This window comes from Flexivirga sp. G2 (assembly GCF_055397625.1).
In genome coordinates, this window is the sequence record NZ_AP039675.1 from 648,718 (window position 1) to 673,652 (window position 24,935).

At 67.8% G+C, this 24,935-nt stretch carries 23 protein-coding genes; 15 read left to right on the forward strand and 8 right to left on the reverse strand.

Annotation, left to right across the window (positions count from 1 at the left end; genetic code table 11):
- Positions 1–17 precede the first annotated feature (17 nt).
- From nuoL to ACZ50J_RS03275, 9 genes are all read left to right on the forward strand, one after another.
- Positions 18–1,913, forward strand: coding sequence for an NADH-quinone oxidoreductase subunit L (nuoL, locus tag ACZ50J_RS03235; protein WP_464301302.1), 1,896 nt, complete (start codon positions 18–20; stop codon positions 1,911–1,913).
- On the forward strand, positions 1,913–3,580 hold the full coding sequence (locus ACZ50J_RS03240; protein ID WP_464299850.1) for an NADH-quinone oxidoreductase subunit M: 1,668 nt from the start codon (positions 1,913–1,915) through the stop codon (positions 3,578–3,580). The genes nuoL and ACZ50J_RS03240 overlap by 1 nt, the downstream gene beginning before the upstream one ends.
- Positions 3,577–5,121, forward strand: coding sequence for an NADH-quinone oxidoreductase subunit NuoN (nuoN, locus tag ACZ50J_RS03245; protein ID WP_464299851.1), 1,545 nt, complete (start codon positions 3,577–3,579; stop codon positions 5,119–5,121). Before ACZ50J_RS03240 ends, nuoN begins: the two co-directional genes overlap by 4 nt.
- A gap of 78 nt (positions 5,122–5,199) precedes the next feature.
- Positions 5,200–6,186, forward strand: a complete 987-nt coding sequence (locus tag ACZ50J_RS03250; protein ID WP_464299852.1) for a polyprenyl synthetase family protein — start codon at positions 5,200–5,202, stop codon at positions 6,184–6,186.
- Between the two features lie 89 nt (positions 6,187–6,275).
- Positions 6,276–6,878 carry a TetR/AcrR family transcriptional regulator gene (locus tag ACZ50J_RS03255; protein WP_464299853.1) on the forward strand — a complete coding sequence of 201 codons (603 nt, stop codon included), beginning with the start codon at positions 6,276–6,278 and terminating at the stop codon, positions 6,876–6,878.
- Positions 6,875–8,053, forward strand: a complete 1,179-nt coding sequence (locus ACZ50J_RS03260; RefSeq protein WP_464299854.1) for an alanine racemase — start codon at positions 6,875–6,877, stop codon at positions 8,051–8,053. The genes ACZ50J_RS03255 and ACZ50J_RS03260 overlap by 4 nt, the downstream gene beginning before the upstream one ends.
- Positions 8,046–9,344, forward strand: coding sequence for a D-arabinono-1,4-lactone oxidase (locus ACZ50J_RS03265; RefSeq protein ID WP_464299855.1), 1,299 nt, complete (start codon positions 8,046–8,048; stop codon positions 9,342–9,344). Before ACZ50J_RS03260 ends, ACZ50J_RS03265 begins: the two co-directional genes overlap by 8 nt.
- A 46-nt stretch (positions 9,345–9,390) precedes the next feature.
- Positions 9,391–9,708 carry an ArsR/SmtB family transcription factor gene (locus ACZ50J_RS03270; RefSeq protein WP_464299856.1) on the forward strand — a complete coding sequence of 106 codons (318 nt, stop codon included), beginning with the start codon at positions 9,391–9,393 and terminating at the stop codon, positions 9,706–9,708.
- A complete protein-coding gene (locus tag ACZ50J_RS03275) occupies positions 9,705–10,247 on the forward strand; it encodes an SRPBCC domain-containing protein (protein WP_464299857.1) in 543 nt (180 codons plus the stop codon). Before ACZ50J_RS03270 ends, ACZ50J_RS03275 begins: the two co-directional genes overlap by 4 nt.
- A gap of 88 nt (positions 10,248–10,335) precedes the next feature.
- Here ACZ50J_RS03275 and rarD read toward each other — a convergent pair whose 3' ends face one another.
- A complete protein-coding gene (gene rarD / locus ACZ50J_RS03280; RefSeq protein ID WP_464299858.1) occupies positions 10,336–11,310 on the reverse strand; it encodes an EamA family transporter RarD in 975 nt (324 codons plus the stop codon).
- Between the two features lie 96 nt (positions 11,311–11,406).
- Between rarD and ACZ50J_RS03285 the strand changes: the two genes are divergently transcribed.
- Positions 11,407–12,321, forward strand: coding sequence for a hypothetical protein (locus ACZ50J_RS03285; RefSeq protein ID WP_464299859.1), 915 nt, complete (start codon positions 11,407–11,409; stop codon positions 12,319–12,321).
- Between the two features lie 9 nt (positions 12,322–12,330).
- On the opposite strand, the gene ACZ50J_RS03290 is transcribed toward ACZ50J_RS03285, so the two are convergent.
- The 5 genes from ACZ50J_RS03290 to ACZ50J_RS03310 all read right to left on the reverse strand — a co-directional run bounded on the left by ACZ50J_RS03290 (position 12,331) and on the right by ACZ50J_RS03310 (position 17,720).
- On the reverse strand, positions 12,331–13,416 hold the full coding sequence (locus tag ACZ50J_RS03290; RefSeq protein ID WP_464299860.1) for a 2-oxoacid:ferredoxin oxidoreductase subunit beta: 1,086 nt from the start codon (positions 13,414–13,416) through the stop codon (positions 12,331–12,333).
- Positions 13,413–15,287 (reverse strand): 2-oxoacid:acceptor oxidoreductase subunit alpha, encoded by a 1,875-nt coding sequence (locus ACZ50J_RS03295; protein WP_464299861.1) that lies wholly within the window; start codon positions 15,285–15,287, stop codon positions 13,413–13,415. Before ACZ50J_RS03295 ends, ACZ50J_RS03290 begins: the two co-directional genes overlap by 4 nt.
- Before the next feature lie 148 nt (positions 15,288–15,435).
- Entirely contained in the window at positions 15,436–16,341 is a 906-nt protein-coding gene (locus ACZ50J_RS03300) for a sigma-70 family RNA polymerase sigma factor (protein WP_464299862.1), read from the reverse strand.
- Complete coding sequence (locus ACZ50J_RS03305) at positions 16,293–16,733, reverse strand: carboxymuconolactone decarboxylase family protein (RefSeq protein WP_464299863.1); 441 nt, start codon at positions 16,731–16,733, stop codon at positions 16,293–16,295. The genes ACZ50J_RS03300 and ACZ50J_RS03305 overlap by 49 nt, the downstream gene beginning before the upstream one ends.
- A gap of 84 nt (positions 16,734–16,817) precedes the next feature.
- Complete coding sequence (locus ACZ50J_RS03310; protein WP_464299864.1) at positions 16,818–17,720, reverse strand: GNAT family N-acetyltransferase; 903 nt, start codon at positions 17,718–17,720, stop codon at positions 16,818–16,820.
- A 53-nt stretch (positions 17,721–17,773) separates the two neighbouring features.
- Here ACZ50J_RS03310 and ACZ50J_RS03315 point away from each other — a divergent pair, with 53 nt between their 5' ends.
- Genes ACZ50J_RS03315 through ACZ50J_RS03330 form a run of 4 tightly spaced genes read left to right on the forward strand, consistent with a single transcriptional unit; the run spans position 17,774 to position 21,302 of the window.
- Complete coding sequence (locus ACZ50J_RS03315; RefSeq protein WP_464299865.1) at positions 17,774–18,535, forward strand: alpha/beta fold hydrolase; 762 nt, start codon at positions 17,774–17,776, stop codon at positions 18,533–18,535.
- 5 nt (positions 18,536–18,540) lie between these two features.
- Entirely contained in the window at positions 18,541–19,857 is a 1,317-nt protein-coding gene (locus ACZ50J_RS03320; protein WP_464299866.1) for a cytochrome P450, read from the forward strand.
- Between the two features lie 4 nt (positions 19,858–19,861).
- Positions 19,862–20,461, forward strand: coding sequence for an AAA family ATPase (locus ACZ50J_RS03325; RefSeq protein WP_464299867.1), 600 nt, complete (start codon positions 19,862–19,864; stop codon positions 20,459–20,461).
- Between the two features lies 1 nt (position 20,462).
- Positions 20,463–21,302 (forward strand): hypothetical protein, encoded by an 840-nt coding sequence (locus ACZ50J_RS03330; protein WP_464299868.1) that lies wholly within the window; start codon positions 20,463–20,465, stop codon positions 21,300–21,302.
- On the opposite strand, the gene ACZ50J_RS03335 is transcribed toward ACZ50J_RS03330, so the two are convergent.
- Positions 21,262–21,702 carry a CoA-binding protein gene (locus ACZ50J_RS03335; RefSeq protein ID WP_464299869.1) on the reverse strand — a complete coding sequence of 147 codons (441 nt, stop codon included), beginning with the start codon at positions 21,700–21,702 and terminating at the stop codon, positions 21,262–21,264. The genes ACZ50J_RS03330 and ACZ50J_RS03335 overlap by 41 nt on opposite strands.
- Positions 21,703–21,865: 163 nt before the next feature.
- On the opposite strand from ACZ50J_RS03335, the gene ACZ50J_RS03340 reads away from it, so the two are divergent.
- Positions 21,866–22,405, forward strand: a complete 540-nt coding sequence (locus ACZ50J_RS03340) for a glyoxalase superfamily protein (RefSeq protein ID WP_464299870.1) — start codon at positions 21,866–21,868, stop codon at positions 22,403–22,405.
- Here ACZ50J_RS03340 and lon read toward each other — a convergent pair.
- Entirely contained in the window at positions 22,384–24,819 is a 2,436-nt protein-coding gene (gene lon, locus ACZ50J_RS03345; protein WP_464299871.1) for an endopeptidase La, read from the reverse strand. The genes ACZ50J_RS03340 and lon overlap by 22 nt on opposite strands.
- Positions 24,820–24,935 lie beyond the last annotated feature (116 nt).

The window sequence follows — 24,935 nt, forward strand, 5'->3', positions numbered from 1 at the left end:
AGGGAGTATTCGTGACCATGCATGACGCCACAGGTGTGGCATCAATCGGCTGGCTGATGATCGGCCTGCCTGCGCTGGGTGCTGCCCTGCTGCTGCTCGGTGGGAAGAAGCTGGACAAGGCGGGGCCGATCCTGGCCGTGCTGTTGTCCTGGGCCTCGTTCGTCATCGGCCTGCTGGTGTTGCTGCAGCTGCGCGGCAAGCCGGCCGACGACCGGTCGATGCACCTGCACCTCTACTCCTGGTTGCCGGCCGGCAAGGTCAACCTCGACGCCGGCCTGCTGCTCGACCAGCTGTCCCTGACCTTCGTCATGCTGATCACCTTCGTCGGGTCGCTGATCATGGTCTACTCGCTGGGCTACATGGAGCACGACCCGGACAAGCGCCGGTTCTTCGCCTACCTCAACCTCTTCGTCGCCAGCATGCTGACGCTGGTGCTCGCCGACTCCTACCTGCTGTTGTTCGTCGGCTGGGAGGGCGTCGGCCTGGCGTCATACCTGCTGATCGGCTTCTGGAACTGGAACCCGGCCTACGCGACCGCGGCGAACAAGGCGTTCTTCCTCAACCGCATCGGCGACATGGGCATGCTCATCGCGATGTTCGTGATGTTCTGGGCGTTCGGCCGGCTCGACTTCGCCGGTGTCAACGCCGGGGTCGCGCACGCCGGGAAGGGCACCCTCCTCGCGATCGGCCTGGCCCTGCTGGTGGCCGCCTGCGGTAAGTCCGCGCAGTTCCCGCTGCAGTCCTGGCTGGGCGACGCGATGGCCGGTCCGACCCCGGTCTCGGCACTGATCCACGCGGCGACCATGGTGACTGCCGGTGTCTACCTCATCGTCCGCAGCCACGTGATCTTCAACGCCTCCGAGAACGCCCGCCTCGCGGTCTGCATCGTCGGCGCGATCACGCTGTTCGCCGGAGCGGTGATCGGCTGTGCCAAGGACGACCTGAAGAAGGCGCTCGCCGCGTCGACCATGTCGCAGATCGGCTACATGGTGCTGGCCGCCGGGCTCGGCCCGGTCGGTTACGCCTTCGCGATCTTCCACCTGGTGACGCACGGCTTCTTCAAGGCCGGGATGTTCCTCGGTGCCGGGTCGGTCATGCACGGCATGAACGACCAGGTCAACATGCGCCGGTTCGGTGGCCTCGCGATGGTCATGAAGATCACCTGGGTGACCTTCGGGCTGGGCTTCCTGGCCATCATCGGCTTCCCCGGACTGTCCGGCTTCTGGTCCAAGGACAAGATCATCGAGGCGGCCTTCGAGGGCAGCGGCTGGAAGCCGTGGGTCTTCGGTCTGACCGCCCTCATCGCGGCCGGCGTCACCGCCTTCTACATGTCCCGGATGTTCTTCATGACATTCATGGGCAAGCGCCGTTGGACCGAGGACGTCCACCCGCACGAGTCGCCGCTGACGATGACCATCCCGATGATGGTCCTCGCGATCGGCTCGGCGTTCCTCGGCCTCATCCTCGGCCCGACCGGCATCATCACCGACTGGCTGGAGCCGGTCGTGGGCAAGCACGAGGGCAGCGAACACGTCCTCGGTGCCGGCCCGCTGATGATCGCGACCTTCGTCCTGATGGTCATCGGCATCGTCATGGCGTGGCGGATGTACTGGCGCGACGACGTGCCGATCACTCCACCGGTCGGTTCGCCGCTCACCCGGGCCGCGCGTCGTGACCTCGGTCAGGACGACTTCAACCAGGCCGCCATCCAGCGCCCAGGTCTGCACCTGACCCGCGCTCTCGTCTTCTTCGACAACAAGGTCGTCGACGGCGTGGGCAACGGTTCGGCAGCCGGCATCGGCGGCAGCTCCGCTCGACTGAAGAAGATGCAGAACGGATACGTGCGTACTTACTCCCTGACGATGCTCGTGGGCGTCGTCGCAATCCTCGGCGCCTTGTGGGTGGTGCAGTGATGACGGACTTTCCCTGGCTGACGACGCTCGGCGTCATACCCCTGGTGGGTGCCGCTGTGGTCGCGCTGCTGCCCAAGGGCGCGGCCCGCAACACCCGACCGATCGCGCTGGCGTTCTCGTTGATCACGCTGGTGGTCGGCGTCCTCGCCGCGACCCAGTTCAAGACCGGCGGTGGCCACGGGCAGTTCCAGCTGACCGAGACCCACTCGTGGATCCCGCAGTTCGGTGTGTCCTACGCCGTCGGCGTGGACGGTATGGCGTTGTCGCTCATCCTGATGAGCCTGGTGCTGGTGCCGGTCTCGCTGCTGGCCGCGTGGAACGACATCCCCGAGGGCGGGCGTCGCGAACAGAGCTACTTCGCGCTGCTGCTGGTGCTCGAGACGTTCATGATCGGCGTGTTCGCCGCGACCGACGTCTTCTTGTTCTACGTCTTCTTCGAGGCGATGCTGATCCCGGTCTACTTCCTGATCGGCATGTTCGGCGGCCCGCGCCGCCAGTACGCCGCGGTGAAGTTCCTGCTGTTCTCGCTGTTCGGCGGACTGATCATGCTGGTCGCGGTCATCGGCCTCTACCAGCAGGGCCCGGGCGGCGACCACGGCTTCCTGGTCAGCTCGCTGACCGGTCTGCACCTGTCGGAGGGCACCGGCCGCCTGCTGTTCGTCGGCTTCTTCCTGGCCTTCGCCATCAAGGCGCCGATGTGGCCGGTCCACACCTGGCTGCCGGATGCCGCGTCCGAGTCCAAGCCCGCCGTCGCGGTGCTGCTGGTCGGCGTGCTCGACAAGGTCGGCACCTTCGGGATGATCCGGTTCTGCCTGCAGCTCTTCCCGGAGGCCAGCAAGTGGGCCACGCCGGTCGTGATCATCCTGGCGATCATCTCGATCATCTACGGCGCGATCGCCGCCGTCGGCCAGAACGACATGATGCGGCTGATCGCCTACACGTCGGTGAGCCACTTCGGCCTCATCGTGCTGGGCATCTTCGCGGTCACCCAGACCTCGATGATCGGTTCGCAGCTCTACATGGTCAACCACGGCATCACGACCGCGGCCCTGTTCCTCTTCGCCGGGTTCCTGATCCGCAGGGGCAAGAGCAAGAACATCACCGACTACGGCGGTTGGCAGCGGACCACCCCGGTGCTCGCCGGCGTCACGCTGGTCGCCGGGCTGTCCGCTTTGTCGCTGCCGGGCCTGAACTCCTTCATCTCCGAGTTCCTGGTCCTGGTCGGCACGTTCCAGCGCTACCCGGTGGCGGCCGGCATCTCGGTCGTCGCAGTGGTGCTCGCGGCCTTGTACATCCTGCTGATGTACAAGAACGTCTTCACCGGCCCGAAGCAGCAGCTCGTGGCGGCCGAGGACGGCACCCTGGCGCTGGGCGACAACGGCCTGCGGCCGTCGACCGGAGTCACCGACACGCTGTTCGACGAGCCGGAGACGGACATTGCGGACATCCCGGCCGAGGCCAAGGTGCGCGGTTCCGGCATACACGATCTGAGCCTGCGTGAGCGGGTCGTCGCGGGTGTGCTGATCGCGCTGATGCTCGTGCTCGGCTTCTTCCCGAAGCCTGCGCTCGACCTGCTGAAGCCGGCAGTCACCTCGACGCTGCAGCACGTCAACGTTCACGACCCGGCGCCGCATGCCGGCGTCACCACAGACGGGAGCAGCAAGTGACCACGCCCGCCACCTTCACCCAGGCACACATCTCGTATGCCGCTGTCGTGCCGATGCTCGTCATCTTCGGCGCGGCCATGGTGGGTGTCCTCGTCGAGGCCTTCGTGCCGCGCGCCCTGCGGTACTGGACGCAGCTCGGCGTCACCCTCGTCGGTCTCGTGGCCAGCTTCCTGACCCTGGTGCTGCTCTCGCGTGACCACAAGGGTGTCACCGCGGCCGAGGCCGTCGTGATCGACGGTCCGGCACTGATGCTGCAGGGCACCATCCTGGTGCTGTCCTTCCTCGCGGTCATGATGATGGCCGAGCGGTTCGACACCAAGGCGGCCGACGCCTTCACCCAGTCGGGTGCCTCGGTGCCCGGCTCGCCGATGGAGACCAACGCGGTGCGCCTCGGCGCGACGACCACCGAGGTCTTCCCGCTGGTGCTCTTCTCGGTCGGCGGCATGATGCTCTTCGTCGCGGCCGGTGACCTGCTGGTCATGTTCATCGCGCTCGAGGTGCTGTCGCTGCCGCTCTACATCCTCACCGGACTGGCTCGTCGCCGGCGGCTGCTGTCGCAGGAGGCGTCGCTGAAGTACTTCCTGCTCGGTGCCTTCTCGTCGGCGTTCTTCCTCTTCGGTTCGGCGCTGGTCTTCGGTGCCACGGGGTCGATCCGGTTCAGCGAGATCGCCGACGCGCTCGGCACGGTCAACGGCCGGGACGACATCCTCGTCCCGGGTGTCCTGCTGGTGGCAGTGGGTCTGCTCTTCAAGGTCGGCGCGGTGCCGTTCCACGCGTGGACGCCGGACGTCTACCAGGGTGCGCCCAGCCCGGTCAGCGGTTTCATGGCCACCACGGTCAAGGTCGCCGGTTTCGGTGCCATGCTGCGGCTCTTCTATGTCGCACTCGAGGGCCTGCGCTGGAACTGGCAGCCGGTCCTGGCCATCGTCGCGGTATTGACCATGGTGGTCGGTGCGGTGTTCGCGGTGACCCAGACGGACATGAAGCGGCTGCTCGCCTACAGCTCCATCTCGCACGCCGGCTTCCTGCTGGTGGGTGTGGTGGCCCTGAACAAGACCGGCCTGTCCGGGACGATGTTCTACCTGGTCGCCTACAGCTTCACCACGCTGGCCGCGTTCGGTCTGGTGCCGCTGGTCCGGTCCGCCGGATCCGAGGCGACGCACCTGTCGCAGTGGGCCGGTCTGGGCAGGACCAGCCCGGTGCTCGCGGCGACGTTCTCGTTCCTGCTGCTCGGCTTCGCCGGCATCCCGCTGACCTCCGGGTTCACGGCCAAGTTCGCGCTGTTCTCCGGCGCGGTCGGGCACGGTGCAACCTGGCTCGTGGTCATCGCGATGCTGATGAGCGCCGTCACCGCGTTCGTCTACGTCCGGGTCATCGTGCTGATGTACTTCTCCGACCCGACCGGTGACACGCAGGTGCTCATCCCGTCGCCGCTGACCGGTGTCGCGGTGACGGTCGGCGCGCTGGCCACGCTGGTTCTCGGTGTGGCACCGGCGCCGCTGCTGAACCTCGCGCAGCACTCGTCGTTGTTCATGCGATGAGAGCCACCCCACGAAGTTTCTCCCCCGCTTCGCTCCTCCGAATACTTCGCGGGGGCCCCGGCCAAGGAGAAGTAGTTCATGGGTAAAACCGCAACGTTGATGCCGTCGGCCAGCGAAGCGCTGACCGACCGGCTCGGCGACGGTATGGCGGCCGTCGAGGCACGGCTCGCCGCCGTGGTGCAGCACGAGGACGAGTTCATCGCAGGTGCGTCGCAGCACCTGCTGACCGGCGGCAAGCGGTTCCGGCCGCTGCTGACGCTGCTCACCTCCGAGCTCGGCACCGGCGTCAACGACGCCGTGGTCGATGCGGCGGTCGGGGTCGAGCTGACGCACATCGCCTCGCTCTACCACGACGACGTCATGGATGCCGCCGAGCGGCGGCACGGCAAGGCGAGCGTCAACGCGACCTACGACAACATCACCGCGATCATCGTTGGTGACCTGTTGTTCGGGCGAGCGTCGGAGATCGTCGCCGGCCTCGGCAGCGAGGCGGCGCGGATCCAGGCGCAGACCTTCGTCCGGTTGTGTGCCGGGCAGATCCGCGACGACCGGCAGGCGCCGGCGGACGCCGACCCGATGGAGCACTACCTCGGTGTGCTCGCGGACAAGACCGGCTCGCTGATCGCGACCGCGGCACGCTACGGCGCGATGTTCGGCGGGTGCCCGGCGGAGACGGTCGAGCTGCTGCGGCAGTACGGCGAGTATGTCGGCATGGTCTTCCAGCTGTCCGACGACGTGCTGGACATCGTGTCGGACGAGTCGGGCAAGACACCCGGCACCGACCTGCGCGAAGGCGTCACGACCCTGCCGGTGCTCTACGTGCGGGCGTCGAAGGATCCGGCGGACGACCGGCTGAAGGACCTGCTGTCGCACCCGCTCACCGACGATGCCGAACACGCGGAGGCGTTGGAGCTGATGCGGTCGCACCCGGCCCTGGAACAGGCCCGGCGCCATACCGCAGCCGTTGCGGAGCAGGCGGTCGCGCTGCTCGAGCCCTTGGGCGACAGCGACGCACTCACCGTGCTGCGGGCACTGCCCGGACAGGTCGCGTCGCGCACCGTCTGAACGACGTCGGTCGAGTAGGGCGAGGAACGAGCCCGTATCGAGACCATCGTTCGTGGACGCTCGTCCAAGTTCCTCGCTAGACTTGGCGCATGGCACGTCTTTCTGCGGAGGACCGTCGGGTCGAGCTGATCGAGGCGACGGTGCGGGTCGCGGTCGCCGAGGGGCTGGACGCCGCGACCGTGCGCCGCATCGCCCAGGAGGCCGACGTCCCGCTCGGGACCGTGCACTACTGCTTCGGCTCCAAGGCCGCACTGATCAGCGCGGTCGCCGACAGCATCGAACAGCCGACCATCGACGTGGCGCTGCTGGAGACGCTGCCCACCGACCAGGCGCTGATGGCAGCGTTCCGTGCCTACTGGGAGCAGATCGGCAGCGACCGGCGCCGGCAGCTGTTGATCTACGAATTGCTCGCGCACCTCTCGCGTGGTGACGAGGACAGCCGGAAGATCGCCCGCAAACTGCTCGACCGTGCGTATGGCGCCGTGCTCGACGCGCTGCGCGCATACGCCGCGGACCTCGGGCGAGAGCTGCCGGTGGAGCCCGATGTGCTGGCCCGGTTGATCATCGCCGTCACGGACGGTGTCAGTCTCGCCTGGATCGTGACCAGTGACGACACGCAAGCTCAGTCGGTGATGGACACCTTCGCGCGGTTGCTTGCGGCGGCCTTCGACCAGGGAAGCGCGTCGGCATGAGGCTCGGCATACCTCGGCGGCGGAACGACCGCGGCGCAGCGGTCTGGGACGCGGTGCAGGGCGTGGGTGCACCCGTCGCGGTGCTCGACCTGACGGCGTGCGACCACAATGTCGCCGAGATGCGTTCGCGTGCCGGTGATCTGCCGATCCGGTTGGCGTCCAAGTCGATTCGGGTGCGCGGACTCATCGAGAAGATCCTCGCGGAACCGGGCTATCACGGCGTGCTGGCCTACTCCGCGGCCGAGGCACGATGGCTGGCCGAGCACGGTGTGCAGGACGTGCTCGTCGCCTATCCGACGGTCGACATCGCGACCGTCACGGCGGTCGCGGCCGATCCCGCACTGCGTGAACGCGTCACCTTCATGGCGGATCTGCCCGAACATCTGCAGTTGCTGGATCGTGCGGCGCAGGGCTCGCCGGTGCGGGTCTGCCTCGACGTCGACAGCTCGCTCGATCTCGGTCCGGTGCACCTCGGCGTGCACCGTTCCAGCGTGCACACTCCGGCAGAGGCGGGCGAATTCGCCCGATTGGCAGCAGGTTTCGGATCGTTGCGGCTCGTCGGGCTGATGTTCTACGACGCCCAGATCGCGGGTATGCAGGACACCGGTCCCGCCATACGACTGGTGAAGCGGAAGTCCGCCGATGACCTGCGGGCACGTCGTCAGGAGGTGCGGGCGGCGGTGGAGCAGCACACGACGCTCGAGCTGGTCAACGCCGGCGGCACCGGCAGCCTGCACGCCGACTGGGACAGTTCGGTGACCGAACTCGCAGCAGGGTCAGGGCTTTTCACACCCACTCTGTTCGACGGGTATGACGACACGGACCTGCGACCGGCCGCCTACTTCGCCACTCCGGTGGTGCGCAAGCCGAGACCGGACGTGGCGGTTGCGTTCAGTGGTGGGTATGCCGCATCGGGCGTCGCCGGACCCACTCGATCGCCGCGACCGGTGCATCCGAAGGGGCTGTCGCTGATCCGCACCGAGGGTGCCGGTGAGGTGCAGACTCCGGTGCGCGGCAAGGGGGCTCGTGGTCTGCAGCTCGGTGATCTGGTGTGGTTCCGCCACGCCAAGGCGGGCGAGATGTGTGAACGCTTCAACGAGATCGTGCTGGTGCGTGACGGCGCGATCGTCGACCGGATGCCGACCTATCGCGGAGAAGGGCAGAACTTTGGCTGAGTGGAGCAACTGGGCCGGCACCGTCACCAGCCGACCGGAGGAGACGGTCCTGGTCCGGGACGTGCCGCACCTGCAGCTGCTGTGCGAGGAGTCCAACCTGTCCGGGCGCCGGGTGAAGGCGGTCGGGGCCGGGCACTCGTTCACCGGCATCGCGGAGCCGACCGACGTGCTGATCCGGATGGACCGGCTGTCGGGGGTCCGCTCGGTCGATGAGTCGACCGGACGGGTCTGGGTGCATGCGGGCACGCCGTTGCACGTGCTGGGTCCGGAGCTGCAGCGCCGCGGCCTGGCGATGACCAACCTGGGTGACATCGACCGGCAGACCATCGCCGGTGCGGTCTCGACCGGAACCCACGGGACCGGAGCCGGATTCACCGGTCTGGCCGGGCAGCTGACCGGCATCGAGATGGTGCAGGCGGACGGCTCGCTGTTGACGGTGACCGACGAGCAGAACCCCGAGCTGCTGCCCGCGGTCGCTCTCAGTCTCGGCGCGCTGGGGATCGTCACGGCACTGGAGATCCAGTGCGTGCCGAAGTTCCTGTTGCACGCGGTCGAGGCGCCGGCCGCGCTCGACGAGATCCTCGACGGGATCGACGAACACGTAGACGGCTCAGACCATTTCGAGTTCTACTGGTTCCCGCACACGGATCGAGTGCTGACCAAGACCAACACTCGGCTGACCGACGAGTCCGAGCGGGCTCCGCTGCCCGCCTGGCGTAGCCGGCTGGACGACGACCTGCTGTCCAACAAGCTCTTCGGTGTGCTCAACAAGGCCGCCACCCGCGCGCCCGGCATCATTCCCGCGGTCAACCAGGTGTCCGCGCGAGCACTGTCGCGTCGGGAGTTCACCGACTGGTCCTATCGCGTCTTCGCCTCCGAGCGGGACGTCGTCTTCCGTGAGTCCGAGATCGCCGTTCCTCGGGATGCCGTGCCGGGTGTGCTGCGCGAGTTGCGGTCCTGGCTGGCCCGCAAGGTCGAGGTCGTGACGTTCCCGGTCGAGGTCCGCTTCGCGGCGCCGGACGACCTGTGGATGTCGACGGCGTACGAGCGTGAGACGGGCTACATCGCCATACATCAGTATGTCGCGCGCGATCACCGCCGTTACTTCGAAGCGTTCTGGTCGATGCTCGACGGTCTCGGTGCCCGCCCGCACTGGGGCAAGATGCACGACCTCGGTGCAGCCGAATTGCGTTCTCGCTACCCAAAGTTCGACGATTTCGTGGCGCTGCGCGACCGGCTGGATCCGCAGCGGGTCTTCAGCAACCCCTACCTGGATCGCGTCCTGGGATGAGTTAAGTACCCTTGCGGGTACGTAACAAGAGCGATACATTCACGGCATGGACGCAGTGCTGCAGGCGTTGGCCGATCCGAGCCGACGCACCGTGTTGGAGATCCTGCGCGATCACGAGGCGACTGCCGGCGAACTGGCCGACGCCTTGCCGATCGCCCGGCCCGGCGTCTCGCGACACCTGCGGGTGTTGCGCGAAGCCGGGTTGGTCGACGTGCGCCAGGACGCACAACGCCGCATCTACGCGCTGCGTCCGGAAGCGCTGGTGCCCGTTGACGATTGGCTGGAGGACTATCGAGCCCTCTGGCAGAACCGGCTGGATGCGCTGCATACCGAGATCGCCCGAGGGAAGAAGGCCCGCACGTGAAAACCATTGCCACGACCCGAAAGCTGGACGACACCCGCGGCGCCGTCCGCGTCGAGGACGTCTACGACACCGACATCGAGGACCTGTGGGAGGCGTGCACGAAACCGGAACGCCTGGCGCGATGGATCGCACAGGTCGACGGCGATCTGCGCCAAGGTGGGACGATCCACACGACGTTCACCAGCACCGCCTCCGGAGCGTCCCGCATCGTGCAGTGCGAGCCACCGCGGCATCTGCTGCTCGCATCCGTGCCCGAATCACCCGACCAGCGCGAGGATCTCGACGGCGACAGCGAAACGGAGCTCTGGCTGACGGCGGAGGGACCGAAGACGCGGCTGGTCGTGGAGGAACGCGGTCTGCCCGCCGACAAACTGCACTTCTATTGCGCCGGCTGGCAGGCGCACCTGGAGGACCTCGCGTCGACGATCGCCAGCGGTGAGCCGGTGCATCCTGGCGGCTGGTCCGACCAGCGTCCCGCAGCGGCTTTCGACACGCGGTTCAACGAGCTCATCCCGGTCTACGAGAAGGCCGGCGTCTGACGGATTCGTCGGTGTGTGCCGGAGTTTCCCCTGGGGAGAGTTACGACCACCGGAGACTGCCCGCCGCGCCGACGGTGCCGCGTGCGGTTCAGATCGCGCAGTTCTCCGCGGCGCGAGCCAACCGGCGCGCCTTGGTGGTGGCCGACAAGGAGTCGATCGTCAACAGGATCAACGCGATCCAGACGATGCCGAAGCCGACCCAGCGCGCGACGGGCATGTGCTCGTCGAGCAGCAGCACGCCGCAGAGCAGTTGCAGGATCGGGGTGATGAACTGCAGCATGCCGATCGTCACCAGCGGCACCCTGCTGGCCGCGGCCGCGAAGAGCAGCAGCGGGACAGCCGTCACCAGCCCGGCGCAGAGCAGCAGCATGGAGTGCCCGGCGCCGTGTCCGCTGAAGGTGGCGTTGCCCGTCATACCGACGACGACCAGTACGACGATCGCGATGGGCGTGAGAACGGCGCTCTCGGCCGTGAGTCCTTCGATGGCGGTGAGTGAACCGCCGATGCGTTTCTTCATGAAGCCGTAGCTGGCGAAGGACAGTGCGAGCACGATCGAGATCCACGGCGGTCGGCCGTAGTCGATCGCGAGGTAGACACACGCCAGGGCACCCACTCCGACGGCGACCCACTGCAGGACCCGGAGCCGCTCGCGCAGCACGACCACCCCGAGGCCGACCGTGACGAGCGGATTGAGGAAGTAGCCGAGCGCGGCCTCCACCGTGTGCCCGCTGATCACCGCCTGGATGTAGACGGTCCAGTTGATCGCGATGCACAGTCCGGCGAGTGACGTCGTCAACAGCAGCCGCGGGTTGCCGGCCAGGCGGCGCAGGAAGGCGAGGTTGCGCGTGGCGGCGAGCGCCACGAGACAGACGACCAGGGTCCACACGATGCGGTGCGACAGGACCTCCCACGCACCGGCGGGCTTGAGAGCGTCGAAGTAGAGCGGGAAGACGCCCCAGATGAGGTAGGCGGCGAAACCGTATGCCGCGCCGTTGCCGCTGCCGTCGTCGGTCGAGAGCCTCCTGGGGGAGAGCTTCGACGAGATGGTGCGCACGGCTGTCATTCTGTCACCCTGGCGCACACCCACCGTGAAGCACCAGCGACATCTCCTTCACGACCATGAAGCCCCGCTGTCGCGTCCACGGCATACCGTTGACCCATGACCCGGCGCCTCTTACTGGTCCTGCTCGCGGTGTGTGCGGCAGTGCTGCTGCCCTGGACGACCTACCTCGGGCACACCCTGCCCACCAGTCACCAGGCCGACGGCTGGCGCGTCGCCTGGGTGGGCTTCGACATCGGTCTGCTGCTGTTGCTCGCGACCGCGCTCTGGCTCGGCCGGCGGCGGCACCCGATGGCGACCTCGGTGATGACCGCGACCGCCGCGTTGCTGGTGTGCGACGCGTGGTTCGACATCGTGCTCGACTGGGGCTCCTCGGATGTGGCGGTCAGTGTCGTCACCGCGGTCTTCATCGAGATCCCCCTGGCGGCAGTGCTTTTCGTCTCCGGTCGGCAACTGCTCTCGGGAGGTATGGCGCGCCATACCCTCACCGCGGAGGACGTGCAGCTGCAGCGCCGACCCAGCACGTCACAGGTGCTGGACGTGCTCGGTGACCGTCCGGCGACCGCCGAGCGGATAGCGGTGGAGACCGGGCTGGACCCGTCGGTGGTCGACGAGACGCTGCGTGGGCTGCGGCGCTCCCGGCACGTGCGGCGGGGCCGGGGTGGGCGCTGGATCGCCGTCCCGATCTCGGTGCAACGCCCGGCGTCCGACTCGCTGGACGCGGCCGACCGGGAGACGATCGAGGAGTTCTACGACGCCAAGCTGCAGCAGGAGTTGGAGCTCTTCGAGTGGGCCGCAGCGCAGCATGCCGTCCTGGCCGACTGGACCAAGGGCAGCCGGTCCCGGATGTTGCTCACCGAGCGTGAGCTCGTCCGGTTCGACCACGAATATCTCGACCTGGTGATGCGCTACGCGCAGCTGCATGCCGAACCGACAACGCAGACACGTGAATTCGCGGTGCGTTGGTACGCGTTCCCGACCCGGGAGGACCAGGAGCGCATCGCCGCCGGCTGACCGCCGCGGTCAGCCGCCGACGGTCCAGGTGTCCTTGCCGTGCAGCAGGCCCAGCAGTTCGTCGTCCCCGGCGGGTCCGGCCGGCGAAGCCGCCGTGACCTGCGCACGGACGCCGTCGTCATACGTCGGGCGCTGTACGTCGCGGAAGATGCCCATCGGCACGTTGGCCATGTCCGCGCCGTCGAGCCGGGAGAGCGCGAAGGCGGTCGACGGGTCGTCGTCGTGTGCGTCGTGGATGACGACGCGTGCCGGGTCGGCCTCGGACTCGAGAGCCGTTGCCAGCCGGCCGCGATCGTCGCGTATGACGACCCGCGTGGCGTCACCTTCGCCGGCGCGCACCGGCTCGCCGTCGACCAGGCGCAGCATGCGGGCCTTGCCCTCGTCGGCGTCCTTGAGGATGTCGAACGCGCCGTCGTTGAAGATCGGGCAGTTCTGGTAGATCTCGACCAGCGCGGTGCCGCGGTGCTGAGCGGCGGCACGGAGCACGTCGGTGAGGTGCGCGCGGTCCGAATCCATCGTGCGCGCAACGAAGGTCGCCTCCGCGCCGAGTGCCAGGGACACCGGGTTGAACGGCTGGTCGACCGAACCGACCGGAGTCGACTTGGTGACCGCACCGACGTCGGACGTGGGGGAGTACTGCCCCTTGGTCAGCCCGTAGATCTTGTTGTTGAAGAGCAGGATCTTGAGGTTGACGTTGCGGCGCAGGGCATGGATCAGGTGGTTGCCGCCGATGGAGAGGGCGTCACCGTCACCGGTGACCACCCAGACCGACAGGTCCGGGCGACTCGTCGCGAGTCCGGTCGCGATGGCCGGCGCGCGCCCGTGGATCGAGTGCATCCCGTAGGTGTCGAGGTAATAGGGGAACCGGCTCGAGCAGCCGATGCCGGACACGAAAACGATGTTCTCCCTGCGCAATCCGAGCTCCGGCAGGAAACTCTGCACCGCGTTGAGGATGATGTAGTCGCCGCAGCCGGGGCACCAGCGGACTTCCTGGTCGGACGTGAAGTCGCGCTTGGTCTGCTTCTCGCCGTCGGCCAGCAGCGGGACGCCTGCGGTGCCGCTGGCGCCCGGCATACCGAGATCGATGGTGCTCATTTCGCGCTCCCTTCGCCGAGGATGTCGAGGTGCTCGCCGATCACCGCCGCGATCTCCGCTGCGGTGAAAGGCAATCCGCGCACTGCGGTGTGACTCTGTATGTCGACGAGGTACTTGCCGCGCAGCAGCAGGGCGAGCTGGCCGAGGTTCATCTCGGGCAGCACCACCCGCCGGTAGGACCGCAGTACGTCGCCGAGGTTGGCCGGCAGCGGTGCCAGGTTGCGCAGGTGTACCTGGGCGACCTTCGCGCCGGTCGCGCGTGCCAATCGGGCACCCGCGGCGATCGGGCCGTAGGTCGAACCCCAGCCGAGGACAAGGAGATCCGCGTCGCCGCTGGGGTCGTCGACCACGAGATCCGGGACGGTGATGCCGTCGATCTTGGCCTGCCGGGTGCGGACCATGTGGTCGTGGTTGGCCGGGTCGTAGCTGATGTTGCCCGTGCCGTCGGCCTTCTCGATGCCGCCGACCCGGTGCTCCAAGCCGGGGGTGCCCGGGATCGCCCACGGGCGGGCGAGCGTGTCGGGGTCTCGCAGGTAGGGGTGGAACACCGGCTGGTCCTTGGCGTCCGTCGCATTCGGCTCGGTCGCGAATTCGACGTCGACGGAGGGTAGTTCGTCGATGCTGGTCGGCAGGCGCCACGGCTGCGAACCGTTGGCGAGGTAGCCGTCGGTGAGCAGGATGACCGGTGTCCGGTAGGTGGTTGCGATCCGTACCGCCTCGATGGCGGCGTCGAAGCAGTCGGCGGGCGAGTTCGCGGCGATCACCGCGACGGGTGACTCGCCGTTGCGCCCGAACATGGCCTGCAGCAGGTCGGCCTGCTCGGTCTTGGTGGGCAGTCCCGTGGACGGACCGCCGCGCTGCACGTCGATGATGATCAGCGGCAGCTCCAAAGACACTGCCAGGCCGATGGTTTCGGACTTCAGGGCCAGGCCCGGTCCGCTGGTGGTGGTCACGCCGATCGACCCGCCGAACGATGCGCCCAGCGCGGCGCCGATGGCCGCGATCTCGTCCTCGGCCTGGATGGTCGTGACGCCGAAGTGCTTCAGTCGCGACAGGTTGTGCAGCAGGTCCGAAGCGGGCGTGATCGGGTAGCTGCCGAGCACCAGCGGCAACTTCGCGCGGTGCGCCGCAGTCGTCAAGCCGTATGCCGTGGCGACGTTTCCGGTGATGTTCCGGTAGGTCCCGGCCTCCATCGGCGCCGGTGCCACCGCATATTGCACGGAGAACGCCTCGGTGGTCTCGCCATACGCGTGGCCGGCGCGGAGCGCGGCGAGATTCGCCTCCAGGATGTCCGGCTGCTTGGCGAACTTGGTGGCCAGGAAGGCGCGTGTGCCGTCGAGCGTGCGGGTGTACATCCAGGAGAGGAGGCCGAGCGCGAACATGTTCTTCGCGCGTTCCTTGTCCTTGCGACCCAGGTCGAAGTCGGCCAGCGCCTCGACGGTGATCGACGTGAGCGGCACGGGGTGGACCTGCCACGCCTCGAGCGAGTCGTCCTCGAGCGGGTTGGTGGTGTAGCCGACCTTGGCGAGGTTTCGCTTGGTGAACTCATCGGTGTTGACGATGATCGTCGACCCGCGCGGCAGGTCTCCGAGGTTGGCCTTGAGTGCCGCGGGGTTCATCGCGACGAGGACGTCCGGCGCGTCGCCGGGCGTCAGCACGCTGTGGTCGGCGAAGTGCACCTGGAAGCTCGAGACGCCCGGCAGGGTGCCCTGGGGCGCGCGGATCTCGGCCGGGAAGTTCGGCAGCGTGGACAGGTCGTTGCCCAGCACGGCCGAGTCGCTGGTGAAGCGGTCACCGGTCAACTGCATGCCGTCGCCGGAGTCTCCGGCAAAGCGCACGACGACACTGTTGATCTGTTTCAGGTTGCTCACGAAATCTCCTGCTATCGGCTCCGTGACCAAATCTACGCGCCGCAGTTCCACTGATTACCACCGGGTTGAAAAACATAACAGCGACTTATAGTTCGAGTCGGCTGGAGGTTTCCGCCGGCGGTGCGGGTATGCCGGGCCGGGGTGGCGGTCAGGTCGCGCCGAGCTTGTCCGGGTTGCCGGTCAGCAGCAGCTCCGCGACCCGCCCGTCCTGCACCCGGAGACTGATGAGCCGGGTGAACCCGTCGGGGTGGATCTCCAGGGCGGGCAGCCCGTTGATGCCGACGATGCGGACCGGGTCCGTCGCGCGGCTGATCCCGACGAGGAAGCGGGCGATCTTCGCCGGGCCGTTGATCGGCTTGAGCGCGGAGCTGACCTTGCCGCCGCCGTCGGCCCAGAGCACGGCATCGTGGGCGAGCAGCGTCTCCAGGTCGCGCAGGGCGCCGTGTCGTGCGGCCGCCAGCAGGGCGTCGAGCAGTCGGGTGTGCGTCGAGGCGTCGGTGTCGAAGCGTGCCTCGTCCCCGAGACGGGCCGTCGCCCGGCGGTACAACTGGCGGCACGCGGCCTCGGTGTGATCGATGACCTCTCCGATGTCGCGGAACGAGTAGGCGAAGCCGGTGCGCAGGACGTAGGTCGCCCGCTCCGGGGGAGTGAGCCGCTCCAGCAGCTGGATCGCCGCCAGGGACAACAGGTCCCGGTCGATCGCGGCATCCTCGGGGAGCAGGTCGGACGCCACCGGTTCGGCGATCCACGGCCCGATGTAGTCCTCCTGGCGACGCTGCCGTTGCCGCAGCCGGTCGATCGCCAGTCGGGTCACGGTGGTCGTCAGGAACGCATCCGGACTGCGCACCTCGGCGGCGGCCGCCATACGCAGCCAGGCTTCCTGGGTGACGTCCTCGGCGTCCTGCCAGGAACCCAGCATCCGGTAGGCGTGGGCGAGCATCCGACCGCGTGCGGCAGCCCAGACCGCCGCACGATCGGTGGTCCGGGCTGCGCAGTCGGCGGACGTCACCGCTTCGGCGGCTGCATTCGGGTCGGTATGGCGACGCGGTTCCACACATTGATGGTGGCGATCGCGACGAGCAGATTGGCGACTTCGGCCTCACTGAACTCGTCGGTGACGTTGTCCCAGACGTCGTCGGTCACGCCTTCCTCGCCGAGCCGGGTGACCTGGTCGACCAGCGCGAGCGCGGCACGCTCCTTGTCGGTGTAGCAGTCGACCTCGCGCCAGGCCATGAGCTCGAAGAGCCGCTGCGGGGTCTCGCCGGCCTGCAGTGCGTCGTGGCTGTGCATGTCGATGCAGAAGCCGCAGCCGTTGATCATCGACGCGCGCAGCTTCACCAGTTCGTACAGCGTGGGGTCGACGTTGGCGGCGGCGTACTGCTCGAGCGCGAGGACGTGCTTGTACGCCTCCGGCACGACGTTGGCGATCTTCATCCGCGGTTCCATGGTTGCTCCTTCGGAATCTCAGCTCTGTCCAAGGTATGACGAACGGCGCGCCCCGAAACGTGACAGCCCGGTGGTGACGCCGGCTCAGAGCGTGCGGGCGGCGCCGATCTCGGTCGCGGTCCGTCGGTAGCCGAGCCAGTCGTTGACCGCCAGCATCGGGCCGTTCCGGTCGTCGTTCGAGGTGTATGCCGACGCCACTCCGGCCTGCGCCGCTCGGTGCAGCGCGGCCACCTTGGCGAGTTTCGACAGCCCCCGTCCGCGATGTGCGGGAACGGTCCCGCTGAAGGAGGACCAGAGTCGATCGCCGTCGGTCTCGGAGATGGTGAACGACGCGACCTCGTCGCCGACGAGCGCCGCGAAGCTGAGTCGCTTGTCGATCGCCGGGTCGTTCCAGAAGTTCTTGATCCAGTCGTCGTACTCGATCGAATCAGTTGGTGTGTCGGTCGGTTCGTCGACGGATGCGAGCATCTCGGCGGTGTATGCCGCGCGCGGATCGAGTTCGTCATACGAGCGCAGGGTGACGCCGTCCGGGGTCGGTGGCTGGTCCGGGAGCTCGACCAGGTCGACGCCGGAGTAGTGCAGCCGGCGGATCTCGTCATACCCGCGATTCGTGGCGAAGCCGAGACTGTCCTGCTGGATGAACGAGTCGGTGCGCAGCGCTCCGACCTCGGTGAGGTGTCGGTGCAGGCGGTCGGACAGTTCGCTGCCGACGCCCAGCCGCCGGTGGTCGGGATGCACCAGGATCGACACCTTGCCCTGCCCGGGCGTGCTGGTCCAGATGTTCAGCCCGGCGTTGCCCCAGCCGACGACGCTGCCGTCCCGTTCTGCGACGAGCGCGACGAACTGCTCGCGTGGTCGTTCCGCGGTGATGGCGTGCCGGATCATCTCGGCCGACAGCACGCGGTAGGGGAACACGGTTCGGCGTACCGACGCGACCGCTTCGGCGTCGTCGGGTCGGGCCGGGCGGATGGTGAAGCCGGTCGTCATACCGCCGACGCTAGTGAGGCCATCGGGCGATCGCGACAGATTATTGTTCGAACATGACCGTTGGACACGTCCTCGTGGGCTCCGGCCCCGTCCGGGTGATCGCGCTGCACGGCTGGTTCGGATCGGCCGAGGGATGGGGTGATCTGCCGCAACACCTCGACCGGGAGCGCTACACGGTCGCGTTCCTGGACTATCGCGGCTACGGCAGTCGCAAGGACGAGACGGGCGACTACACACTCGCCGAGATCAGCGCCGACGCACGCGCGCTCGCCGACGAACTCGGCTGGGAACGTTACGCATTGATCGGCCACTCGATGGGCGGATCGGCGATGATGCGCACCTTCGCCGATGCGCCGGAGCGCGTCACCGCGCTGGTCGGGGTGTCACCGGTGCCGCCGTCCGGCGTGCCGTTCGACGACGACTCGTGGGTGCTGTTCGACGGTGCCGCCGAGAAGGACGAGAACCGTGCGGCGATCATCGGTTTCACGACCGGTGACGTGCACCCGCAGGAGTGGGTGCACCAGATGGTGCGCTTCTCCGTGGCCAACTCCCGGCGGGACGCCTTCGGTGCCTACCTGACCGCGTGGGCCAGGACCGACTTCGCCGCCGAAGTGCCTGCCGTCGATGTGCCCCTGCGGATCATCGCCGGCGCTCGCGATGCGGCGCTCGGCCCGCAGACCTGCGAGGCGACCTGGTTGCAGTTCTTCCCGGGCGCGGAGCTGGACGTCATCGACGACGCCGGGCACTACCCGATGTACGAGTCGCCGGATGAGTTCATGATCGACCTCAATCGCACGCTCGACGCGCTGGTCTGAGCGGTATGGCGCCGCTGCCGACCGCTCCGTTGCACGACCCGGACACCTACACGAACGGCGTCCCGTTCGAGCTGATCGAGCAGTTGCGGGCGACCGGCCCGGTGCATTGGGTCGAGGAACCTGCGCTGCCCGGCCTGCCGGAAGGCCCCGGCTATCACCTGGTGATCGACCATGCGCCGGTGACCGAGGTGGTGCGCGACCCGGCGACCTTCTCCTCGGCGCTCGGGGGCACCCAGATCCGCGACCCGGAGACGCCGAGGGACCTGGACTACGTGCGCCGGATGATGCTCAACATGGATCCGCCGGAGCACACCCGGTTGCGGAAGATGATCGCGGCGTCGTTCATGCCGCGAGCGGTGCGTGCGCTCGAGGAGCGAATCGCCGGTCATGCCAAGGGAATCGTGGACCGCATGCTCGACGGGCCGCACGAGTGCGACTTCGCCAAGGACGTCGCGGCGGACCTACCGTTGCTCACCCTCGCCGATGTCCTCGGTGTGCCGGCCGAGGACCGTGGGCTGATGTTCGACTGGTCCAACCGGGTCATCGGATTCCTGGATGCCGACTACGCCGGCTCCGCGAGTTTCGATGCGGGGCAAGGGACTTCGCTCGCGCAGGAAGCCGTCGCGCTGCGGCCGTCACCGGATGCGGACGGGCACATGCCGGACCCGCGAGGGCGCGACGGTATGCCGGACCTGTATCGCTACGCACACCTGCTCGGTGACGCGAAGCGTGCCGAACCCGGCGACGACGTGATGTCGATCCTGCTCGCGCAGCAGGCCGAGGACGGCGGGCAGTTGTCGGTCGAGGAGTTCGAGAACATGTTCTGGTTGTTCGCTGTCGCGGGCAACGAGACGCTGCGCAACGGCCTGCCCGGCGCGATGATCGCGTTGTTGTCGAGCCCGGACGCGATGCAGGCGCTGCGTGCCGATCCGTCGCTCATCCCGACAGCGGTCGATGAGCTGCTGCGCTGGTGGACACCGGTGATGACCTTCCGGCGTACCGCAACCGGTGACACATCGGTCGGCGGTACCGCGATCCGCGCCGGTGACAAGGTCGTCGTGTCGTATCTCGGCGCCAACCGGGACCCGGCCGTGTTCGACCGAGCCGACGAGTTGCTGATCGACCGAAAACCCAACAATCACCGGGTATTCGGTCACGGACCGCACGTGTGTGTCGGTGCGCACTTCGCCCGCGTGCAGATGACGCACCTGTTCCGGGAGGTGCTGACGCGTACGCGCGCCATACACCTCGCCGGCGAGCCGGCGCTGCTGCGCTCGAACTTCCAGCGCGGCGTCAAGCGACTGCCGATCGGCTGGGAGTGAGTACATGCTGATCTGGATCAACGGCGCCTTCGGAGCGGGCAAGACACAGACCGCGCACGAGCTGCACCGGCGGATTGCGGATGCGCACGTCGCCGACCCCGAGGTGCTCGGCTACGCGCTGCACAAGATGCTGCCCCCTCACGAGCGGGGCGACTTCCAGGACCTTGCCCAGTGGCGGTCCGGTGTCGTCGACACACTGCAGCAGGCGGAGAGTGCGGCACCCGGACCGGTCATCGTGCCGATGACGATCGTGCGCGACGACTACTTTGATCAGATCGTCGGCGGGTTGCGCGAGCACGGTGTCGACGTTCGGCACTATGCCCTCTCGGCTTCGGCCGAGACACTGCACAAGCGGTTGCGGTCAAGGCTGTCGACCATTCGCGGGCTCGAGGACACGTGGGCGTTGAGCAACATCGAACGCTGTGTGAGTGCCTTGGCGACGGAGCGTTACGCCACGCATGTGCCCACCGATGACCTGCCGATCGACGAGGTCGTGGAGTGGATCGCACACGACGCCGGCCTACCGCTCGTGCAACCGAGGATGCGACCTGCGCGCTATCAGCTGCGGCGGCTGGCCGTCGGCATACGACACATCCGGATCTGAGATGACCATGGACCCGGCGGTGACGACGTATCGCTACGTCCGCAGTGCCCTGCTCGCACTGCTGCTGGCGCTCGTCGTGTCGCTCGGGATCGAGACCGTCCGGCACGGCTGGCAGACCTCGATGAGCAGCTACTACTACACGCCGGCGGGTCCGGTCTTCATCGCGGCGCTCGCCTCCGTCGGTGTGTGTCTCGTGGCCTTGCGCGGTTACACGGATGCGGAGAACGTCTGTTTGAACCTCGCCGGGATCAGCGCGCCGATGGTCGCGTTCGTGCCGACTCCGGAGCGCGGCCACCGGCCGGATCAGGCTGCGATCACGAACAATGCGGCGACCTTCCTGGCGGTCCTCGCAGCCGGCTATCTCGTGGTGCTCTTCTTCGTATGGCGGGGCCGACGGCTCGGCCGGCGGGTGTCCCGCTGGAGCACGATCGGATTGATCTCCGTCGCACTGGCGTGGCTGGTCGGCGTGGTCTGGCTGGCCGTGGACCGGGCGTCGTTCGCCGAGCACGCACACACCCTCGCGGCGGTCTTCACCTTCCTGCCGTTCGTCGGGGTCGTCGCACTCAACACCGACTGGGGCGTGCGGGTCATCGCCCGGGAGACGACGTCGAGCCGGACACGCTTCGACCGGGCCTATTGGGCGGTGCTCATCGGGATGGGCGTCGTCGCAGTGGTGTTCGCCGTTCTCCGGTCCTGGGACTACGCACTGCTCGGTCTGGAGGCGGGGATTCTCGCGCTCTTCGCCGCGTTCTGGATCCTGCAGACGATCGACCTGATGGATCCGCGCCGGGATGCCGCGGTCAGCGCGTCGGGCCGATCAGCGCCTGGTGCTCGACCTTGAGACACCGATCCATCACGACTGTGAGTCCGGCCGAAATGCCTGTGAGCGCTGCCTTTTCGTCATACAGGCCGAGCTGGAACCACAACGACTTGGCGTCGGCAGCGATCGCCTCGTCGGTGATCCCGGGCAACTCGGTGCTGCGTCGGAAGACGTCGACGAGGTCCGGTGCGGCAGGCAGCTCCGCGAGACTCGGATGCACAGTGCGGTCGAACAGGGTCGTCAGCCGCGGGTTGACCAGCCACACCTCGTAGTCCGTGTGCTCGATCAGGTATGACGCCACGCCGTGGCTCGGGCGGTCCGGCTTGTCCGAGACGCCGACGACCGCGACAGTCCGGGTGGCACGCAGCAGCTCGCGGGTCTGTTCCGGCGTGGGAGCGGTCCAGATGCTCAGATCATTCACAGTGACCACCGTAGGCCGCCGCAGTATCCTGATCCCGGGTTGCCGGTGACCTGCCTCCTGCCTCGATGGTGAACAACCGGGCGACATCATTCGCTGATCCGAACCCTTTCAGGCGCGGGCCGGCAACGCAGGACCCGGGAACCACTGCGCCGGAAGGCATTTCGTGATCACCATCCAAGAGGCCAAGCAGCTCGCCCGTGAGTTGAGCGGCCAGCAACCGAATCATTCGCGCGTGCTGGAAGCCGTTGCCCACGCAGCGGGCTTCCGCGACTGGAACACCTTCGCCGCCTCCGCCGGTGGGTCCGCGGAGCAGGCAACGCCGCGGACCTCGGACGAACAGCTGGTCGTCCCGATCTTGCGGGTCTTCGACCATCGGCTGGCCCGCGACTTCTATTGCGACTTCCTCGATTTCGAGTGGGAGTGGGACCACCAGTACGAGGACGACATGCCGGTCTACGCCGCTGTGCGCCGCGGCGCCGCGGTGCTCCATCTGTCGGAGCACCACGGCGACGCGACACCGGGATCAGGCGTCCTGATCGTCGAGTCGGACCTGGCCGGATATCACGGGGCACTGCTCGCCAAGAGACATCGCAACGCGCGACCCGGCATCGAGGGCAACCCGTGGGGCGACACCATGACGGTCGCCGATCCGTTCGGCAATCGTCTGGTGTTCTGGCAGCGTCAGCCCGCGACCGGAAGCTGAGCGTCGCCGACGGCAGGCGTCTCGAACGCGAGCTCGAGGATCTCCGCGACGTCACTGACCGGGCGTATGTCGAGCGCAGATTTCACCTCGTCCGGCACGTCGTCCAGGTCGGGCTCGTTCCGCTGCGGAATGAACACCGTTGTCAATCCTGCACGCTGGGCCGCCAGCAGCTTCTGCTTCACGCCACCGATCGGCAGGACGCGGCCGTTCAGGGTCACCTCGCCCGTCATACCGACGTCGCTGCGGACCGGTCGTCCGGTCGCCAGTGAGGCGAGCGCGGTGACCATGGTGACACCGGCGGACGGGCCGTCCTTCGGTGTCGCCCCGGCGGGGACGTGCAGGTGGATCGAGCCGGTGAGCGACGACACGTCTACCCCGTGCTCCGCGCCGTGAGCGCGCAGGTAGGACAGGGCGATCTGCGCGCTCTCCTTCATCACGTCGCCGAGCTGGCCGGTGAGGGTGAGGCGTGGCCCGGGATCACTGTCGCGCACGCTGGTCGAGTGCCGGGGGAGCGCAGCGGAGGAGGTGTATCGAGACCGAGTGTCGTCATCGGCGGCCGATGGCAACGTCGCGGTGGCCGGTTTGGCAGCTTCGATGAACAGCACGTCACCGCCCATGCCGGTCACGGCGAGTCCCGTGGCAACCCCCGGGACTGCCGTGCGCTCGGCCGATTCGGGGGTGAAGCGTGGCCGACCGAGGTAGTCCTCGAGATTGCCCGTGGTGACCCGGACGGGTGCCTCGGCCTGGTCGGTCGCGAGGTTGGTAGCGACCTTGCGCAGGATCTTGCCGAGCATCCTCTCCATCTGCCGGACACCGGCTTCCCGGGTGTAATTGCCTGCCATCTCACGCAATGCGGACTCCTCGATCGTGACGTCGTCCGCGGTGAGGGCAGCACGCTCGAGCTGACGGGGCAGCAGGTGGGTGGACGCGATAGCGACCTTGTCGTCCTCGGTGTAACCGTCGAGGGCAACCAGCTCCATGCGATCCAGCAGCGCGCTCGGGATCGTCTCGAGCGTGTTCGCGGTGGCGATGAACACCACGTCGGACAGGTCGAGATCCAGCTCGAGGTAGTGGTCACGGAACGTGTGGTTCTGCGCCGGGTCCAGCACTTCGAGCAGCGCGGCAGCCGGGTCGCCGCGGAAGTCCGAGCCGACCTTGTCGATCTCGTCGAGCAGCACGACCGGGTTCATCGAGCCGGATTCCTTGATGGCACGGACGATTCGGCCGGGGAGGGCACCGACATACGTGCGCCGGTGTCCGCGGATCTCCGCCTCGTCACGCACCCCACCGAGGGCGACACGTACGAACGACCGGTCGAGAGCGCGCGCGACGCTCTCTCCGAGTGAGGTCTTGCCGACGCCGGGAGGTCCGACGAGCGCCAGCACGGCACCCGAGCCGCGTCCACCGACGACCTCCAGGCCGCGTTCGGCACGCCGGCCGCGGACAGCGAGGTATTCGACGATGCGGTCCTTCACGTCGTCCAGTCCATGGTGGTCGGCGTCCAGCACCTCGCGCGCGGCAGTGATGTCGGTGCGGTCGGATGTCTTGTGTTTCCAGGGGAGTTCGAGGACAGTGTCGAGCCAGGTGCGGATCCAGCCACCCTCCGGGCTCTGGTCGCTGGAGCGCTCCAGTTTGCCCACCTCACGCAGCGCCGCCTCGCGAACCTCGTCCGGCAGGTCGGCAGCCTCGACACGCGATCGGTAGTCGTCGGCACCCTCGGGCTCGTTCTCGCCGAGTTCCTTGCGAATGGCGTCCAACTGCTGGCGCAACAGGAATTCTCGCTGGCTCTTGTCCATGCCGTCGCGGACGTCATTGGCGATCTTGTCCGAAACCTCTTGCTCGGCAAGGTGATCGCCGGTCCACGCGATGAGGGTTTCGAGGCGCGCGTCGACGTCGGTCTCCTCGAGCAGCTGCACCCTCTGCTGCGCCGAGAGGTATGACGCCCACCCGGCCAGGTCGGCCAATGCGTGCGGGTCCGTGGTGGACTCGACGTGGTCGATGACCTGCCACGCGTTGCGGTGTTTCAGGGACGCGACCACCAGTCGCTTGTAGTCGGTGGCGAGCTCCGGGGTGCGGTCGGTCGGCGCGCCGGGCTCGACGATCTCGATCTCCACCCAGAGCGCGGCCCCGGGGCCGGCGACTCCGCGTCCGATGCGGCCGCGGTCGGTGGCACGCAGGACTGCGGCCGGCTCGCCGCTCGGCATACGGCCGACCTGTTCGATGGTCGCGACGGCTCCGACGGTCGGGTAGGCGTCGTCGATGCGGGGCGCGAGCAGTAGTTGTTCGAGGCCGGCAGCCCGCGCCGCATCGACGGCGGCACGCGCCTCGTCGTCGAGCTCGATGGGCAGGGTCATGCCGGGCAGTGCCACCTGGTCGTGCAGAAAGAGCACCGGCAGCTCGGTTGTTCGGGTCATCGCTCTCCTCGTGAGGCGTATGGCGACACGAACGGGTTCGTCGGCCGGTGCCGGTGGACGGGTCGTGTCGCTGCGAAAGTTGAGTCTTATCGGCTCAAGGCTTTGCGGGAGAGTTT

Excerpts from the sequence above, each read along its gene's own strand:
- ACZ50J_RS03290 (WP_464299860.1), bottom strand. The coding sequence starts at position 13,416 with ATGAGCACCATCGATCTCGGTATGCCGGGCGCCAGCGGCACCGCAGGC.
- rarD (WP_464299858.1), bottom strand. The coding sequence starts at position 11,310 with ATGACAGCCGTGCGCACCATCTCGTCGAAGCTCTCCCCCAGGAGGCTC.
- ACZ50J_RS03315 (WP_464299865.1), top strand. The coding sequence starts at position 17,774 with ATGACCGTTGGACACGTCCTCGTGGGCTCCGGCCCCGTCCGGGTGATC.
- ACZ50J_RS03285 (WP_464299859.1), top strand. The coding sequence starts at position 11,407 with ATGACCCGGCGCCTCTTACTGGTCCTGCTCGCGGTGTGTGCGGCAGTG.
- lon (WP_464299871.1), bottom strand. The coding sequence starts at position 24,819 with ATGACCCGAACAACCGAGCTGCCGGTGCTCTTTCTGCACGACCAGGTG.
- ACZ50J_RS03320 (WP_464299866.1), top strand. The coding sequence starts at position 18,541 with ATGGCGCCGCTGCCGACCGCTCCGTTGCACGACCCGGACACCTACACG.
- ACZ50J_RS03260 (WP_464299854.1), top strand. The coding sequence starts at position 6,875 with ATGAGGCTCGGCATACCTCGGCGGCGGAACGACCGCGGCGCAGCGGTC.
- ACZ50J_RS03270 (WP_464299856.1), top strand. The coding sequence starts at position 9,391 with ATGGACGCAGTGCTGCAGGCGTTGGCCGATCCGAGCCGACGCACCGTG.
- ACZ50J_RS03250 (WP_464299852.1), top strand. The coding sequence starts at position 5,200 with ATGGGTAAAACCGCAACGTTGATGCCGTCGGCCAGCGAAGCGCTGACC.
- ACZ50J_RS03305 (WP_464299863.1), bottom strand. The coding sequence starts at position 16,733 with ATGGAACCGCGGATGAAGATCGCCAACGTCGTGCCGGAGGCGTACAAG.
- ACZ50J_RS03310 (WP_464299864.1), bottom strand. The coding sequence starts at position 17,720 with ATGACGACCGGCTTCACCATCCGCCCGGCCCGACCCGACGACGCCGAA.
- ACZ50J_RS03330 (WP_464299868.1), top strand. The coding sequence starts at position 20,463 with ATGACCATGGACCCGGCGGTGACGACGTATCGCTACGTCCGCAGTGCC.
- ACZ50J_RS03255 (WP_464299853.1), top strand. The coding sequence starts at position 6,276 with ATGGCACGTCTTTCTGCGGAGGACCGTCGGGTCGAGCTGATCGAGGCG.
- ACZ50J_RS03325 (WP_464299867.1), top strand. The coding sequence starts at position 19,862 with ATGCTGATCTGGATCAACGGCGCCTTCGGAGCGGGCAAGACACAGACC.
- ACZ50J_RS03240 (WP_464299850.1), top strand. The coding sequence starts at position 1,913 with ATGACGGACTTTCCCTGGCTGACGACGCTCGGCGTCATACCCCTGGTG.
- nuoL (WP_464301302.1), top strand. The coding sequence starts at position 18 with ATGCATGACGCCACAGGTGTGGCATCAATCGGCTGGCTGATGATCGGC.